The sequence below is a fragment of the Sphingomonas sp. 7/4-4 genome (genome assembly GCF_027941955.1).
In the GTDB taxonomy this organism is placed as follows: domain Bacteria; phylum Pseudomonadota; class Alphaproteobacteria; order Sphingomonadales; family Sphingomonadaceae; genus Sphingomonas.
In genome coordinates, this window is record NZ_CP115960.1 from 1,557,317 (window position 1) to 1,571,739 (window position 14,423).

At 68.0% G+C, this 14,423-nt stretch carries 13 protein-coding genes and 5 pseudogenes; 7 read left to right on the forward strand and 11 right to left on the reverse strand.

The window, feature by feature from the left end; translation table 11 throughout:
• Positions 1–29 precede the first annotated feature (29 nt).
• Both PIB19_RS07860 and PIB19_RS07865 read left to right on the forward strand, forming a co-directional pair.
• Positions 30–1,619: a serine hydrolase gene (locus tag PIB19_RS07860; protein ID WP_271240344.1), complete on the forward strand. Its 1,590-nt coding sequence runs from the start codon at positions 30–32 to the stop codon at positions 1,617–1,619.
• 64 nt (positions 1,620–1,683) lie between these two features.
• Positions 1,684–2,169, forward strand: coding sequence for a hypothetical protein (locus PIB19_RS07865; RefSeq protein ID WP_271240345.1), 486 nt, complete (start codon positions 1,684–1,686; stop codon positions 2,167–2,169).
• Between the two features lie 36 nt (positions 2,170–2,205).
• Here PIB19_RS07865 and PIB19_RS07870 read toward each other — a convergent pair whose 3' ends face one another.
• The 4 genes and pseudogenes from PIB19_RS07870 to PIB19_RS07885 all read right to left on the reverse strand — a co-directional run bounded on the left by PIB19_RS07870 (position 2,206) and on the right by PIB19_RS07885 (position 5,112).
• Positions 2,206–2,538 (reverse strand): DUF423 domain-containing protein, encoded by a 333-nt coding sequence (locus tag PIB19_RS07870; protein WP_271240346.1) that lies wholly within the window; start codon positions 2,536–2,538, stop codon positions 2,206–2,208.
• Complete coding sequence (locus PIB19_RS07875) at positions 2,535–2,912, reverse strand: diacylglycerol kinase (protein WP_271240347.1); 378 nt, start codon at positions 2,910–2,912, stop codon at positions 2,535–2,537. The genes PIB19_RS07870 and PIB19_RS07875 overlap by 4 nt, the downstream gene beginning before the upstream one ends.
• Positions 2,909–4,689: pseudogene (locus tag PIB19_RS07880) on the reverse strand (cation:proton antiporter domain-containing protein). The gene PIB19_RS07875 and the pseudogene PIB19_RS07880 overlap by 4 nt, the downstream one beginning before the upstream one ends.
• Positions 4,689–5,112: pseudogene (locus tag PIB19_RS07885) on the reverse strand (iron-sulfur cluster assembly scaffold protein). The pseudogenes PIB19_RS07880 and PIB19_RS07885 overlap by 1 nt, the downstream one beginning before the upstream one ends.
• 149 nt (positions 5,113–5,261) lie before the next feature.
• Here PIB19_RS07885 and PIB19_RS07890 point away from each other — a divergent pair.
• Together PIB19_RS07890 and PIB19_RS07895 are read left to right on the forward strand one after the other, a co-directional pair.
• Entirely contained in the window at positions 5,262–5,594 is a 333-nt protein-coding gene (locus PIB19_RS07890) for a hypothetical protein (RefSeq protein WP_271240348.1), read from the forward strand.
• The gene (locus PIB19_RS07895; RefSeq protein WP_271240349.1) at positions 5,573–6,418 is read left to right on the forward strand and encodes a YncE family protein; all 846 of its coding nucleotides are present in this window, start codon (positions 5,573–5,575) and stop codon (positions 6,416–6,418) included. Before PIB19_RS07890 ends, PIB19_RS07895 begins: the two co-directional genes overlap by 22 nt.
• Before the next feature lie 13 nt (positions 6,419–6,431).
• Here PIB19_RS07895 and PIB19_RS07900 read toward each other — a convergent pair whose 3' ends face one another.
• The 3 genes and pseudogenes from PIB19_RS07900 to PIB19_RS07910 form a co-directional block, all read right to left on the reverse strand.
• The gene (locus PIB19_RS07900; RefSeq protein WP_271240350.1) at positions 6,432–6,992 is read right to left on the reverse strand and encodes a CvpA family protein; all 561 of its coding nucleotides are present in this window, start codon (positions 6,990–6,992) and stop codon (positions 6,432–6,434) included.
• A gap of 246 nt (positions 6,993–7,238) precedes the next feature.
• The gene (locus tag PIB19_RS07905) at positions 7,239–7,802 is read right to left on the reverse strand and encodes a lipocalin family protein (protein WP_271240351.1); all 564 of its coding nucleotides are present in this window, start codon (positions 7,800–7,802) and stop codon (positions 7,239–7,241) included.
• Between the two features lie 120 nt (positions 7,803–7,922).
• Positions 7,923–8,542 (reverse strand): annotated as a pseudogene (locus PIB19_RS07910) (DJ-1/PfpI family protein).
• Positions 8,543–8,677: 135 nt separating this feature from the next.
• On the opposite strand from PIB19_RS07910, the gene PIB19_RS07915 reads away from it, so the two are divergent.
• Positions 8,678–9,109 carry an NIPSNAP family protein gene (locus tag PIB19_RS07915; RefSeq protein ID WP_271240352.1) on the forward strand — a complete coding sequence of 144 codons (432 nt, stop codon included), beginning with the start codon at positions 8,678–8,680 and terminating at the stop codon, positions 9,107–9,109.
• A gap of 23 nt (positions 9,110–9,132) precedes the next feature.
• On the opposite strand, the pseudogene radA reads toward PIB19_RS07915, so the two are convergent.
• A pseudogene (gene radA, locus PIB19_RS07920) lies at positions 9,133–10,501 on the reverse strand (DNA repair protein RadA).
• A 111-nt stretch (positions 10,502–10,612) separates the two neighbouring features.
• Between radA and PIB19_RS07925 the strand changes: the two are divergent.
• Together PIB19_RS07925 and PIB19_RS07930 are read left to right on the forward strand one after the other, a co-directional pair.
• Positions 10,613–11,962, forward strand: a complete 1,350-nt coding sequence (locus PIB19_RS07925; protein WP_271240353.1) for an acetamidase/formamidase family protein — start codon at positions 10,613–10,615, stop codon at positions 11,960–11,962.
• A gap of 135 nt (positions 11,963–12,097) precedes the next feature.
• A pseudogene (locus PIB19_RS07930) lies at positions 12,098–13,251 on the forward strand (glycosyltransferase family 4 protein).
• 3 nt (positions 13,252–13,254) lie between these two features.
• Here the strand turns inward: PIB19_RS07930 and PIB19_RS07935 are convergent.
• The 3 genes from PIB19_RS07935 to PIB19_RS07945 form a co-directional block, all read right to left on the reverse strand.
• Positions 13,255–13,545, reverse strand: coding sequence for a PilZ domain-containing protein (locus PIB19_RS07935; RefSeq protein WP_271240354.1), 291 nt, complete (start codon positions 13,543–13,545; stop codon positions 13,255–13,257).
• 101 nt (positions 13,546–13,646) lie between these two features.
• Complete coding sequence (locus PIB19_RS07940) at positions 13,647–14,144, reverse strand: PIN domain-containing protein (RefSeq protein ID WP_271240355.1); 498 nt, start codon at positions 14,142–14,144, stop codon at positions 13,647–13,649.
• On the reverse strand, positions 14,145–14,372 hold the full coding sequence (locus tag PIB19_RS07945; protein WP_271240356.1) for a type II toxin-antitoxin system Phd/YefM family antitoxin: 228 nt from the start codon (positions 14,370–14,372) through the stop codon (positions 14,145–14,147). It abuts the gene before it with no gap.
• Between the last annotated feature and the right edge of the window lie 51 nt (positions 14,373–14,423).

The window sequence follows — 14,423 nt, forward strand, 5'->3', positions numbered from 1 at the left end:
GGCCTCCTCACAGATCGGGGGATCCCAGCATGAGCGGCCTGCAACTCAACCGACGCCAGGCGCTCGCGCTGTCGCTGACGAGCCTCGGCGCCGCGGCGCTGCCGAGCTTGGCCTTCGCCAAGGAGGCGGCCGACCCCGCGATCGACGGCGTCGTCGCGCGCTTCATGGCGGCGTTCGAGACCCCGGGCATCGCCGTCGCGGTGATCCGCCCCGGTTTGCCCGTCTATCTCAAGGGCTATGGCGTCCGCACGCTCGGCAAACCCGCGCCCGTCGGCGTCCACACCCGCTTCGGCATCGCCTCCAACTCGAAGTCGTTCACCGCCGCGTCGCTCGCGATGCTGGTCGACGAAGGCAAGGTCGCATGGGACAAGCCGGTCAAGGACTACCTTCCCGATTTCCGCATGCACGATCCGCGCGTGACCGAATTGATGACCGTCCGCGACCTGCTCGTCCATAATAGCGGGCTCGCGCTCGGCGCCGGCGACCTGATGCAGTTCCCCGCCACCGAGCGTCCCGCGAGCGATGCGATTCGGGCCTTGCCCTTTCTCGCTGCCGAGCGCGGTTTCCGCACCGGCTATGCCTATGACAACATCCTCTACGTCATCGCCGGCCTGCTGATCGAGAAGCTTTCGGGCAAGCCGTGGCACGCCTTCGTCTCCGAACGGCTGCTCGGGCCCATCGGCATGACCGACTCAGTGCCCGCGCTTCGCTTCCTCAACACGCCCGACGTCGCCGGCCGCCACGCCCGGCTCGGCCCGCCGGTGCGCGGCATGGGGCCGATCGAAGTCATCGCGCCCGACGAGGGGATCATGACCGACGCTGCCGGTGGCATCAACGCCAGCGTCAGCGACGTCGCCAAATGGCTCCAGCTTCAGCTCGCCGGCGGCAAGCTCCCCGACGGCCGCGCATTGTGGAGCCCGACGCAGCAGGCCGAATTGTGGAAGCCCCAGACGATCGTCGCCTCTTCGGATGGCCCGAGCGACATCTGGCCCGCACGCGGCGTCACCCAGACCTACGCGCTCGGCTGGTTCATCCAGGATTATCGCGGCGAACGGCTGATCCACCATTCGGGCGGCCTCTCGGGACAGGTCACCCAGACCGCGATGCTTCCGGGCCGCAAGGCCGCGGTGGTCGTGCTGTCGAACACCGAGGACGCGGTCTCGGGCGCCATCCGCAATGCGCTGCTCGACCAGATCGTGGGCGCCCCCGCCTTCGATTGGGTCGCGGCAACACAGGCGCGGGTGAAGAAGCAGGAAGCCGAGGGTCTCGCCGAGCTCGGCAGCGGCGGCGTCGACAAGGCGCCCGCTGGCGGTCCCAGCCTGCCGCTCTCGGCTTATGCCGGGCGCTATCGCGATCCCTGGTACGGCGACATCCTCGTCGCCACGCGCGGCAAGGGGCTCCACATCGACTTCCTGCCCACCCCGGTGTTCAAGAGCGCGCTCGAGCCCTGGGGTCCGGATACCTTCCGCACGCGCTTCCCCAAGGGCGCGGGCGAAGACGCGACAGTCACTTTCGTCGTTGTGAACGGCAAGGTCACGGGCGTCACGATGAAGCCGCTCTCACCGCTCGCCGATTTCAGCTACGACTTCCAGCACCTCGCCTTCGTGCCGATAGGCTGAGGCACATCGGAGCGGCTGCACAGTGGCGATCCTTCGAACAACGAGCAGGTCGCGCACGATCGCGGTGGTCCTCCTCGTCGGCGGGCTTTCCGCCCTGCTGGGCTGGACTTTCGCAACATGGCAAGCGCATCGAGCTGCTGCGGAACAGGCCAGCCTCGTACATCAATTGCAAGCCAGGTTGCGCTGCGCCGATTACTGGAACGCCCGGTACGGCGCTGCCGATGCCCGGTTCGAGTTTGAACGGGGACGCGCCGCCTTGCTCGAAGTCGTGACGGCGGATCATTTCTCGATCGACTATGGAACACCAGGGCTGCGCAAGGGCGTGTCGATCGCCGTCCGCCGTGACCATCCCTTCCGCGGCCCGAACCTGGCCGATCTAGATATTGCCCGACGCAACCTGCCGGCCGCCCTCCGATGCTACGGGCTGATATCCTACGCCTATGATTACAATGTTGCGATGCTGGCGCTGCTCAATCGCTCGGGCGATGCCTATAATCAACCGGTGAGCCCCGAGTTCAGAGCAGCGGAGAGATCGGTCGGCGGCCGCTAATCATGCGGAGCCATATCGATCGGGGATCGCGTTGGGCTAGCGCCGTGCCGCCCCGACGGCCAGGCAGATCCACCCCGCGATCAGCGCCGCGCCGCCGATCGGAGTTATCGCACCGAGCCAGCGCGGCATTCCCAGCGCCATCAGGTATAGCGTTCCCGCGAACACGCCTGACCCGCCGACGAACAGCCACGGCGAAATGCGCGCGCCCATCCGCACCGCCACCAACGCCGCCACGGCGTGGATCAGCTGATATTGTCCGCCGGTCCGCAGCCATTCCGCAGGCTGGCCCGTGACGCCGTGCGCCCCGAACGCCCCGGCCGCCACGGCGAGCGCGCCCGAAAGCGCCGCGAGCACCGTAACCAGCCTCACCAGCCGAGCTCCGCGAGGAACTTCGGAGCCGTCGCCCCCACCATCGCCACGCCGACCACCAAGGCCGCGATGCTTGTCGCCAGCACCGCCCCAGCCAGCATGTCCTTTGCCACCTTGATCGACGGGTGGACGCCCGGGTGGAGCAAGTCGATCACTGCCTCCATCGCCGAGTTGAGCAGTTCGAGTGCGAGCACAAGCGCGCAGGTCACCGCCACCAGCCCCCACCAGATCGGCGCCGGCCGCAGCACGATCAACGCGAGCGATGCGACGCCCGCCAGCGCGGTCTGCGTGCGAAAGCTCGCCTCGCGTGCCCAGCCCGTGCGAATGCCCTCCAGCGCGAAGCCCATGCGTTCGCGGAAGGGCCGGTTCTTCACTTTTGCTCGAGGTCCGCTTCGGCGGCCGCCGCCTGACCGGCCTGGCTGAACATCGAATCGCGCGCGGCATAGATGTCGCCGGTCTCGCGCTGGAGCTTGAGTCGCTCGTAATCGCGGCGGCGATATTCGGCCTCGGTCTTTTCGATCTCGGCGGCGTCGACCCCCACTGCGTCCATCGCGCGCCGGGCCATCACGATCGCGCTCTCCAGCATCTCGCGCACCGCGCCCGCGATCGGCGCGCCCTTCATCTTCATCACCGACCGCCGATCATAAGCGCGCACGAAGATCGTCGCCTTGGGGAAGGCATGATGGATCCCCTCCAGCGCCTCGGTATCGAGCCCGTCGCCGTCCTGGCAGAAGAGCAGCAACTCGGCGTCGGCGGCACCGGCCTGCCGGAGAATATCGGTCCGCGTGCCGTCGCCATAATAGACCTTCATCCCGAAGGTGCCCGCAGTCTCGATCATCTCGACGTCGGTATCGACCAGAGTCACCGGAATGCCCTGACCGATCAGCATCTGCGCAACGGTCTGGCCGAAGCGGCCATAGCCCACCACCACGGCGTTCGACCCGTCATGCTGCGGCGTTTCCATGCCGTCGGCGCTCCGTTCGGGCTCGGTGCGCAGCTTCTTCGTCGCCATCATCAGGAACGGCGTGGTGGCCATCGACAGCGTCACGATCGCCCCGAAGATGCTCGCCGCCTCGCCGGTGATCAGCATCGCGGACTGCGCCTGCGCGAACAGCACGAATCCGAACTCGCCGCCCTGGCTCAGCAATATGCCCAGCGCGAAAGCCGGCCGTCGCTTCATCCCGAACAGCAGGCCCAGCCCCATGATCAGCACCGCCTTGGTCGCGATCAGCGCCAGCGCCATGCCCGCGACGAAGAGCGGCCGCTCTGCGATCGCGTGCAGGTTGAGCGTCATACCCACGGCGAGGAAGAACAGGCCGAGCAGGATCGCGCGGAACGGCTCGACATCGGCTTCCAGCTCGTGGCGATAGGGCGAATCCGCCAGCATCACGCCCGCGATGAACGCCCCCAATGCCGCCGAAAGCCCCAGCATCTCCATGATCGCCGCGCTCGCGATCACGGTGAACAGCCCCGCGAACACGAACATCTCGCGCTCGCCGAGATTGCCGATGAGCCGGAAGGCGGGGCGCAGCACATAGCGCCCGGCGAGGATCAGCCCCACGATGGCGAGCACGGTATAGATCCCGAGCAGCCAGCCCGGGGGCCGTGCAGGTCCGCGGGATTGCGCGACATCGCCGCGACGATCGTGATCAGCGGCACGATCGACAGGTCCTGGAACAGCAGGATCGCGAAGGCACGCTCGCCCAAGGGCGTCCGCAGCCGGCCCGCCGATTGCAGCAGCGGCAGCACCTGCGCGGTCGACGAGAGCGCAAGCGGCAGGCCCAACGCGAGTGCCGCGGCCAAGGTCGATTCGGCGGCAAGCCAGACGATCCCGGCCACCGCGAGCCCGCACAGGGTCACCTGCATCAGGCCGAGCCCGAAGATATCGCGCCGCATCCGCCATAGCCGCGACGGGCTCAGCTCGAGCCCGACGAGGAACAGCAGCAATGCGATGCCCAGTTCGGCGATGCCCAATTTGCTCTCGGCGTCGCCCACCAGCCCCAGCACTTGCGGCCCGACCACCGCGCCGGCGACGAGGAAACCCAGGGTCGCGCCCAGCCCCAGCCGGCGGAAGATCAGGACGAAGACGAGCGCGAAGCCGAGCAGCGGCACGCCGTCATGCAGCAGCGAAAGGCCGGAATGATCCTCCATCAGCCGCGCGCCTGAAGCGCAGCCTCGGCCGCGGCTTCGAACGCTAGCCGGATCGAGGCGTGGCGTCCGCGATGCGCGATCGCCGGGGCGAGGATGTCTAGCCCGGGCCATCCCGGGGATCGCTCCGCTCACCTGCCAGCCACGCAGTCAGTTCGTCGCGTGCCCCGGCGATTTCCTCAGGCGTCCGTCCGACGACATGCGCGCCCATCAACGCCGCGGATGCCTGTCCCAGCGCACAGGCCCGCACCAGCATTCCCACCGCGCCGACCCGCCCCTCGGCGTCGAGATCCACATCGACCGTCACTCGGCTCCCGCACACCGGCGAGCGCTTCTCGACGCTGCCGGCGGGGTCCACCAGCCGCTCGTGAAAGGGATCTCGGCGGCGAGCCGAAGGATCTGCGTGTTGTAGAGTGGGGCGTTCACATCTTGCCATGTAAGCGGCAAAGCGCCGCACGCCCAGCCCCTTCGACCGCCCCTGAAACGAGATTGACGGCCCGGCACGCCTTGTAGATCGTGCGGTCGCGATGCCCGTCAGGCGCCTCGCCGTACGAACGATCGAGCCGAGGAACTCAATGATCATCAAACCGGAACTGGCGCTTGCCGCACTGCTGCTGTGCGAGCCACTTTCCGCCCGCGCCCAACTCGTCGGCGTCGGCCTCGACGGTGAGGCGAGGATGGTTGACGGAGAAGTGACGCCCCCGCCGGCGCTGGTGCCGGATCGCCTCGTCTTCCTCGAATTCCGCGACGGCAAGGTGACGGGCCGGCGCGAGGTCGAGGCCCCGGTGAGTTTCCAGGGCCCGCCTTCGGCGATCGCTTTCTCCCCGACCGGCGGACCGCCTTCGCCACCGCCGCCACCGGCCGGGCACCGGGCGAGCCGGGCAAGATGGCTCCCATCGATACCTTGACCCTCGTCGATCTCGCGGGCGAAAGGCCGCGCGTCGTCCAGAGTCTCGCGCTCGGTGCCGCGCCCGTCTCGCTTGCGCTCAGCCCGGACGGCACGATGCTGATCGTACCGCATGCCGATGACGACAGCGCCACGATCCTGCACGTCGCGAACGGTCACGCGGCGATCGTCGAGCGCGTTCGCTTCGCCAAGGGTTCTCGGCCACTGGCGGCGGTGTTTCTTCCCTCCGGGAAGGGGGCGTTGCTGACCTTCGCGGGGCAGAACGCGGTGCGGTTGTTCGCGATCGAGGCTGGTCGCCTCAAGTCGGAACCGCGCGCCGAGTTGAGCGCCGGCGTCTACCCCGCCGCGCTCGCGATATGTGGCGCCAGCGGTCTCGCGGTCGTCGCCAATTATGGCGTGGTGAGCGGCGACGCCGACACGATCAGCCTCATCGATCTTGCCGGCGATCGGCCGCGCGTGATCGACACGGCAAGCGTCGGCCCGGCGCCCGAGGGCGTTGCCTGCTCTGGCGACGGCCGCTGGGCGGCGGCCGCGATTCAGAACAGGAGTACCGTCCCCGCGGCCGATCCCCGCCACGCGCCGGGCAGCAAGGTGGTGCTGCTCGCGATCGAGAACCGGCGCCTGAAACGTCGCGCCGAGGCCGATATCGGCGCATGGTCGCAGGGCGTGGCCTTTATCGACGGCACCGCGACGCTCGTCGCCGAAAGCATCGTCGACAAGGCACTGCACGTTCTCCGCCTCACCGGCGATCGGCTCGAGCCGGTTGGCGCTCCGATCCGGTTCGAGACCGCCGGCCCCGCGTCGCTCGGCATTGCGCGGGATTGATCGCCGGCCCGGCTCAATTGTCGTTGGCGATCGCGGCCGTATTATCTTCTTCGTCCCCGCCGAACACCGGCTCGCCCTTGCGCCGCCGATCGACGAAATCCGCCACCGTCGCGCTCGATTTGTCGAGCAAGGGATAGGTGGTCGAGTGCGTGATCCAGTCCGGCCGTCCCGTCGGTCCGCCGCCGACGGTATCGAAGACGAGAACCAGCAGCAGGAAGCCGATGCTCACCAGCACCAGTCCCTTGAGCGCTCCGAAGCCGAACCCCAGCGCCCGGTCGATCGGTCCGAGGATGCTCTGGCGCATCCGCGAGCCGATGGTGTTGGCGATCAGCCGTCCGCCGAGATAGGTCACGCCGGCGAGGATCGCGAAGGCGAGCACCGCCCCGCCCTGCGCGGTGCCCACCGCACCCGACATCAATTCGGCGAACGGCGCGTGGAACAGCTTGAGCACCAGCACCACCGCCAGCCACGCGCCCAGCGCCAGCACCTCGGTCACGAATCCGCGGAGGAAGCCCAGCACCGCCGCCCCGCCGATCGCGAGCAGCACGACTATATCTAGTCCGGTCAAAGCCATGAAACGCGTCCCTCCCGCCGCCCTGATAATCGGCTGCCGGGCACCGCGATAGGCGTCATATTCGCTTTCGATCGCTCTACTTCTTCGTCACCCCGGCCTTGTGCCGGGGTCCACTGTGCGGCACGCGAGCGCCTCGAGGATCTTGCTGCTCTCCCGCGGCCTGGTGGACCCCGGCACAAGGCCGGGGTGACGAATGAAGACGTGTTGATTGCCTCCACTACTGGATCGACACCGCACGTCCCCCGCTCAGCCCTGTCGCGTCACGCGCAGTGCCCAGCGGTCATAGCCGAGCGCCTCGACGCGCTTGAGCAAAGCTTCGGCCACGGCCGGAGCGGGTTTCGCCTCGCGGCTCAACAGCCAGAGATAGCGCCCGCTCGGCTCACCGACGATCGACCATTCATACGCGTCGCCATGATCGAGCACCCAATAATCGCCGGTGTAAAGCGGGCCGAAGAACGACACCTTGAGCTTGGCATTGGTCGTATCGTCGGCGACGATCGCGTGGCCTTCGACATAGCTGCGCTCGCCCCGCGGCCCGCCCTGGACGCCGCTGTTGACGATGCCGATCCGGCCGTCCTCGTCCAGCGTATATTCGGCCGTCACGGCATCGAGCCCCTTCTGGAAGCGGTTCTCGTGCCGGGCGAGTTCGAACCATTTGCCGAGATAGCGCGCCAGCTCGACCGGCTTTGCCGGCTCGGGCACCTGCGGGTTGATCACCGGCGGCCGCGTCGCGCGCGAATAGAGGAAGAGGCCGCCAATGGCGGCGGCGGCGACGCCGGTGGCGATCTTGATCGCAGTCGATTGCTTCATGGCGCCATAGTGCGATGCGGCACGGCGGATTGATAGTCCCTCCGGACCGCCGCGCCGTGAAATCGCCTCTCCGCGCCGCCTTCACGTGCCGGCGCAAAACCGACGCCGCTTTGTCCCCGGTCAGGCGGCGATCGGCGTCGTCACCGGGAGGAACGGCGCCACGGCGGCCATCGCCTGTGCGACATAGGCCCGTTTCTCGCCCACCGGCGCGACGTAATCGATCGCTTCCTCGGCATCACGGACGCTTGCGAGACGGGCGATGATCCACGCGGCGAGATATTGCGACGACAGGCATCCGCCCGCGGTCGCGACATTGCCGTGCGCGACGAACGGCGTGTCGAGCACGGTCACGCCGGCCTCGATCACCCAGGGCTTGGTCGTCAGATCGGTGCAGGCGGGAAGATCCCCACCAGCCCGAGCTTGGCGAGCAGCAACGTGCCCGAGCATTGCGCGCCGATCAGCTGGCGCGCGGGATCGAGTGTCAATTGCGCCAGCAGCGCCTGATCGGCGGCGATCTCGCGCGTCCTGATGCCGCTGCCGATGATCACCGCATCGGCCTCCGCCGCGAATTCCAGCGGTTTCTGCCGCTGGACGGTGACGCCGTTCATCGAAGTGACTTCAGGCGTCGGCGACGTGATATGCGCCCGCCAGCCTTTCGGCTTCATCCGATTGAGGATCGCGGCGGCGATGAATGAGTCCAGCTCGTTGAACCCGTCGAACGTCAGAACGGCAATCTGCACGGCAACCTCCCGTCCGGGCCTCCCTGGCAGCGCGCCCGTCCGGCACAAATGGTCGCGCGGGCCCCGGATTGCCAGCTTCTTCACGCGCCTCGCACTGGTGATTATGGTGGGCCGTCCCTTCTCCGGAGTTCGTGTATGCGCCCTGCCCTCTTCGCCTGCCTCGCTCTGGTCACGACCGCGAGTCCGGCACTTGCCCAACAAGCGGCGCTCGATCCGCAGACCGCCGTCTATGAATTGCGCATCTATTATCCCGCGCCCGGCAAGCTCGCCGCGCTCAACGCCCGGTTCCGCGAGCATACGCTCAAGCTTTTCGAGAAGCACGGCATGCGCAACGTCGCCTATTGGAACGAGCAGCCGACCAAGGATGCCCCCGAGGGACGCGTGGTCTATGTGCTCGCTTATCCCAGCCGCGAGGCACGCGAGGCGGACTGGAAGGCGTTCGGCGCGGATCCCGAGTGGCGCGCCGTGGTCGCTGCGTCCGAGGCGGACGGCAAGCTGGTGACGAAAGTCGACAGCATATTCATGACGATGGCCGATTATTCGCCGCCGATCACGTTACCGCGCTGAGGGGCTGGAGGGTCTCGTGATCCTCACCGCCCCAGCAAATGATCCACGAACGCCCCGAGCGACTTGAACCCCGCCATTTCCAGCCCGCCGGTATCGGCTTGCGCCGCCGGGGCCATCGCGCGGCCGAAGCCGAGCTTGGCCGCCTCGCGACAGCGGAGTGCACCATGCGCCACCGGCCGCACTTCGCCCGATAGGGCGACTTCGCCGAACGCGATCGCGTCGGCCGGCACCGGCCGCTCGGCCAGCGCCGACACCAGGGCCGCCGCCACCGCGAGGTCCGCGGCGGGATCCTGCACCCGATAGCCGCCCGAGATGTTGAGATAGACCTCGCAGGACGAGAAGCTCAGCCCGCAGCGCGCCTCGAGCACTGCGAGGATCATCGCCAGCCGGCCGCTGTCCCAGCCGACCACCGCACGCCGCGGCGTGGCGCCGCTCGCCAGCCGCACGGTCAGCGCCTGCACTTCGACCAAAACCGGGCGCGTGCCCTCCAGCGCGGGAAAGACGATCGTTCCCGTCACGCTCTCGTCGCGATGCGTGAGGAAGAGCGACGAAGGATTGCCGACCTCGGCCAGCCCTTCGCTCTGCATCGCGAACACGCCGATCTCGTCGGTGCCGCCGAAGCGGTTCTTGACCGCGCGCAGGATGCGATATTGGTGGCTGCGCTCGCCCTCGAAGGCGAGCACGGTATCGACCATGTGCTCGAGCACGCGCGGCCCGGCGATGCTGCCGTCCTTGGTGACGTGGCCGACCAGCACCAAAGCCGTGCCGCGTTCCTTGGCGAAGCGGATCAGCTCGCCCGCACTCGCGCGCACCTGGCTCACCGTCCCCGGCGCGCCTTCGATCAGGTCCGAATGCATCGTCTGGATCGAGATCGATCACCACCAGCGCCGGTGCCGGGCCCTGCCCTAGCGTGGTCAGGATATCGCGCACCGATGTCGCCGCGGCGAGCTGCACCGGCGCGTTGCCCAGCCCCAGCCGCCGCGCACGCAGCCGCACCTGGTCCGCCGCCTCCTCGCCCGAGACATAAGCGACACTCAGCCCGCGGCTGGCGATCTTGGCCGCCGCCTGGAGCAGCAGAGTCGATTTGCCGATCCCCGGATCGCCGCCGATCAGCGTCGCGCTGCCCTCGACGAAACCGCCGCCCAGCGCGCGGTCGAGCTCGGCGATTCCCGTGCTCGTCCGCTCGGGCAGCGCGATCTCGGAGTTGAGACCGACAAGCTGGATCGCCCGCCCGCCCGACTGGAGATTATGCTTCGCCTGGAACGGCGTGACGACGCCGCCGCCATCCTCCACCAGCGTATTCCAGTCGCCGCAATCGGCGCATTGCCCCGCCCATTGCGAGGATACCGACCCGCAGGCCTGGCACACATATCGCTTCTTCGGCTTTGCCATGCCGTCACGCTAGCGCAGGAACAGGAAGGGAACAACTGGATTTCGCTGGGCGATGGGCTTGCGCCCTTCGGGTTATCGACTACAGATGTAATCGTTCAAGGGAGGGCCGAAGTGATCAGGTTGTTCATTGTCGTGGCGTTCGCACTTGCCGCCCCGATCGCCGCGCGGGCGCAGACCGGCCAATGGGTCGTTGTCACAGATCGCTGGGGCAACAAGGAATATTCGACGCTCAACCTCGCCGCGGACGGCAAGATTGTCACCGGCGACTGGGACGGCGATGCACTCACGGGCACGGTTCGCGGAACACGCTTCCAGCTTACCGTGAAGGACGCGCGCGGCACCTCCTACGGGTTCGAGGGCGAGGCGGGTCGCGACGGCCTCAGCGGCACCGCCGACTTCCCCGACGGCAACAATCCCGTGGCGCGGGTCCGGCACGCGTTCACTGCCCGGCGCGTTCCCGACCGCCCGCCCGGCGGGCCGCGCGTCCATGATTTCCGCCCGACCGACTATGCGAACAGCTTCACGCCCGATCGCCCGCCCGTCCTGACGATCTGGCCCGGCGATACGGTGCGCACCACGACGATCGACTCCGGCGGCATGGACGCGCAGGGCGTCACCCGCGCATTGTTCGGCAATCCCCAGACCGGCCCCTTCTTCATCGCCGGCGCGGCGCAGGGCGACACGGTGATCGTGCATATCAAGCGGCTGCGGCTGAACCGCGACTGGGCCGACAGCCTCGACACGATCGTCGGCCGCGCGCTGGGTTCGTCGCTCGTCCCCGAGGCCGGGAAGCTCGGCAAGCCGGTCCGCTGGCGGCTGGACCGTAGCGCCGGTTACGCCACGCCCGAAGGCGCCACCGGCGCATTGCGAAACTTCCGGGTGCCCGTCCGCCCGATGCTCGGAGGGCTGGCGCTGGCGAACGGCTTCGGCGCACCGCCTTTGTCGACCGGCGATACCGGCCGCGCCGGAGGCAATATGGACTTTCCGGAGGTCGTCGAGGGCAACAGCGTCTGGCTGCCCGTGCAGCAGCCCGGCGGGCTGCTCTATCTGGGCGACGCGCATGCCCGCCAGGGCGACGGCGAGACTTCGCAATATGCGCTGGAGACGTCGATGGACGTCGAGTTCACCGTCGAGCTGATCAAGCGCAAGACAGTGCCGATGCCGCGGGTCGAGATCCCCCACCGAGCTGATGGTGCTCGGCCAGGCCGGCTCGCTCGACGAGGCGCTCAAACAGGCGAGCACCGGGCTGATCCAGTGGCTCCGCCAGGATTATGGGCTGAGCCTCTCCGAAGCGGCGCAAGTGATGGGAGCCGCGGTGCGCTTCACCGTCCCCAATCTCGCTGGGCGGAGCGTCGGCGTGGCGGCGCGGATCGACAAGGTATTGCTGCCGGCTCGGGCCGCGCAATAGGGAGCGACTTCTTCTCTCTTCCGTCACCCCGGACTTGTTCCGGGGTCCACTAAGCCTCACCGGCTGATCTCCAACCTATTTCTTCGGACTTGCCTCCCGGTGGACCCCGGAACAAGTCCGGGGTGACGGTGGTAAGGTGGAGCGGCCCAAACTTGCCCCTCACCCCTGCCCCGGCTATCGCCCGCGCGATGCAAGCGTCCGACCTCCGCGTCGCCCTGTTCAGCGGCAATTACAATTATGTCCGCGACGGTGCGAACCAGGCGCTCAACAAGCTCGCCGATCATCTGCTGCGCCAGGGTGTGACGCTGCGGGTCTATTCGCCGACCACGGACACGCCGGCATTCCCGCCCACGGGCGACCTCGTCAGCGTTCCGGCGCTCCCCGTTCCGGGTGGCCGCGCCGAATACAAGTTCGCCTGGCATCTGCCGCGTACGACGCGCGAGGACCTCGCCGCGTTCAAGCCCAATCTCGTCCATGTCTCGGCGCCCGAGATCCTCGGCCACCGCGCGGTGAGCTGGGCGCGTGATCGCGGCATCGCCACCGTCGCCTCGCTCCATACCCGCTTCGAGACCTACCCGGCTTATTACGGCATCGGCTTCCTTGCCCCGTTGATGATCAAGGGCCTGACGCGCTTCTACAACCGCGTCGATCAGGTCGTGACGCCCGGCGAATCCACGGCCGAGATGATCCGCTCCTGGGGCGTCGCTACACCGGTCCGCATCTGGTCGCGCGGCGTCGATCACGCCCGCTTCACGCCCACCCGCCGCGACATGGAATGGCGCCGCGGCCTCGGCATCGCCGACGACGAATTCGCGATCGGCTTTCTCGGCCGGCTGGTGCTGGAGAAGGGCCTCGACATCTTCGCTGACGTCTGCCGCGTCCTGCGCGAGCGCGACGTGCCGCACCGCGTGCTCGTCATCGGCGACGGCCCCGCGCGCGACTGGTTCGCCGAACGCGTCCCCGAGGCTGCGTTCGCCGGCTTCCAGCGCGGCGACGATCTCGGCCGCGCGGTCGCCTCGATGGACGTACTGTTCAATCCTTCGGTCACCGAGACCTTCGGCAACGTCACACTCGAGGCGATGGCCTGCGGCGTCCCCGTCGTCGCCGCGCGCGCGACCGGTGCGGTCGATCTGATCGACGACGGCATCGACGGCTATCTCGTCCCCCGCGCGACGTGAATGCCTATGCCGATGCGATCGCGAGGCTTGTGGCCGATCCCGCGCTCCACAAGGCGCAAGGTGCTGCCGGCCATGCGAAGGCGCAGACCTATCAATGGGATGCGATCAACCAGAAGGTGATCGACACCTATCTCGAAGTGATGGATCGCCGCGCGAAAGCCTGAGCCTTAGAGCGTGGCGAGATGGCTCACGACCGAGGGATGGAGCCGCGTCCCGAACTTGACGCCCGCCGCGCCGTCGCGCACCCAGCAGATCCGCCCCGCGATCGGCGCGAGATGTGCCAGCGCGATGAGCACTTCGTCGCCGGTGGAATAGTCGGTGGCCATGATCCGGCATCCGTCGGTGGAGATGTCGACGACCTCGGCGCGGACCCGGAGCTTGCTTCCCCGCGCACGCACGCTCGCCTGGATATCGGCCGATGTGCGGTCGCTCGCGCGGCGCTCGCCCCGCGTTGGCAATGAGCCGCCCCCTGCTCCCGGTACCAACTCGACGACTGCCTGGAACATGCTGCCCACCTCTGCCGGCCAAGGGCTACGCATCACAGGTTAAAAAACTGCGATTATCCTCGTACAAATAGACTGCGTAGCCAGAGCGGCCCGTTGCGCGCCGCCGCCCGCCAATCGCCATCCTCATCGACGCTATCGGGCTGATAGCCATTGGGATCGAACAGCTTGAGCCGCGCGCCCTTGAACGCGGCGGACTTGCGCGTGACGAGGGTCAGGCCATGCTGCAGCGCAGTGGCGGCGAACAATGCGTCGCGCGTATCGGCGAGCGGGATTTGTCCGCGCCGCCGCGCCACCGCCGCATCGAGCGGCAGGAAATGGCCCTCGAACGCCGGCAGCACCTGCCGGTCGATCCAGCCGCGCAGTGCGGCGCCCGCCGCTTTGTCTCCCCGCGCAACGCGCGCGGCTTCCGCCTCCAGCTCGACGAGACTGATCGCAGAGAGGAACAGCCGTTCGCGCGCCACGTCCGCGGCCCAAGCGGCGAGGCCCGCCTCCGCCTGCCCCGCCCGGGCGTTGCGCAGCTCGAAGACGATCCCAGTATCGAGCAGGTACATTTACCGGTCCCAGCGTTCGGCGGGGCCAAGCTCGACATCGTCCGCGCCGGGCATCGCCAGCAGGTCGACGATGCTCTCGCGCTGGCCGCTCAACTGGCGGAAGGTCTGGATGCTCATCAGCACGTGGGTCGGCCGTCCGCGATCGGTGACGAATACGGGTTCGAGCCGCGCGAGTCGCTTCGCGGCGCTCACGTCCTGATTGAAATCGCGGCTGCTGATCACCTTCACTTCGTGCCTATGTGCCTATATTGTCTGCGTTGTCATGTAGGTACGTTACTA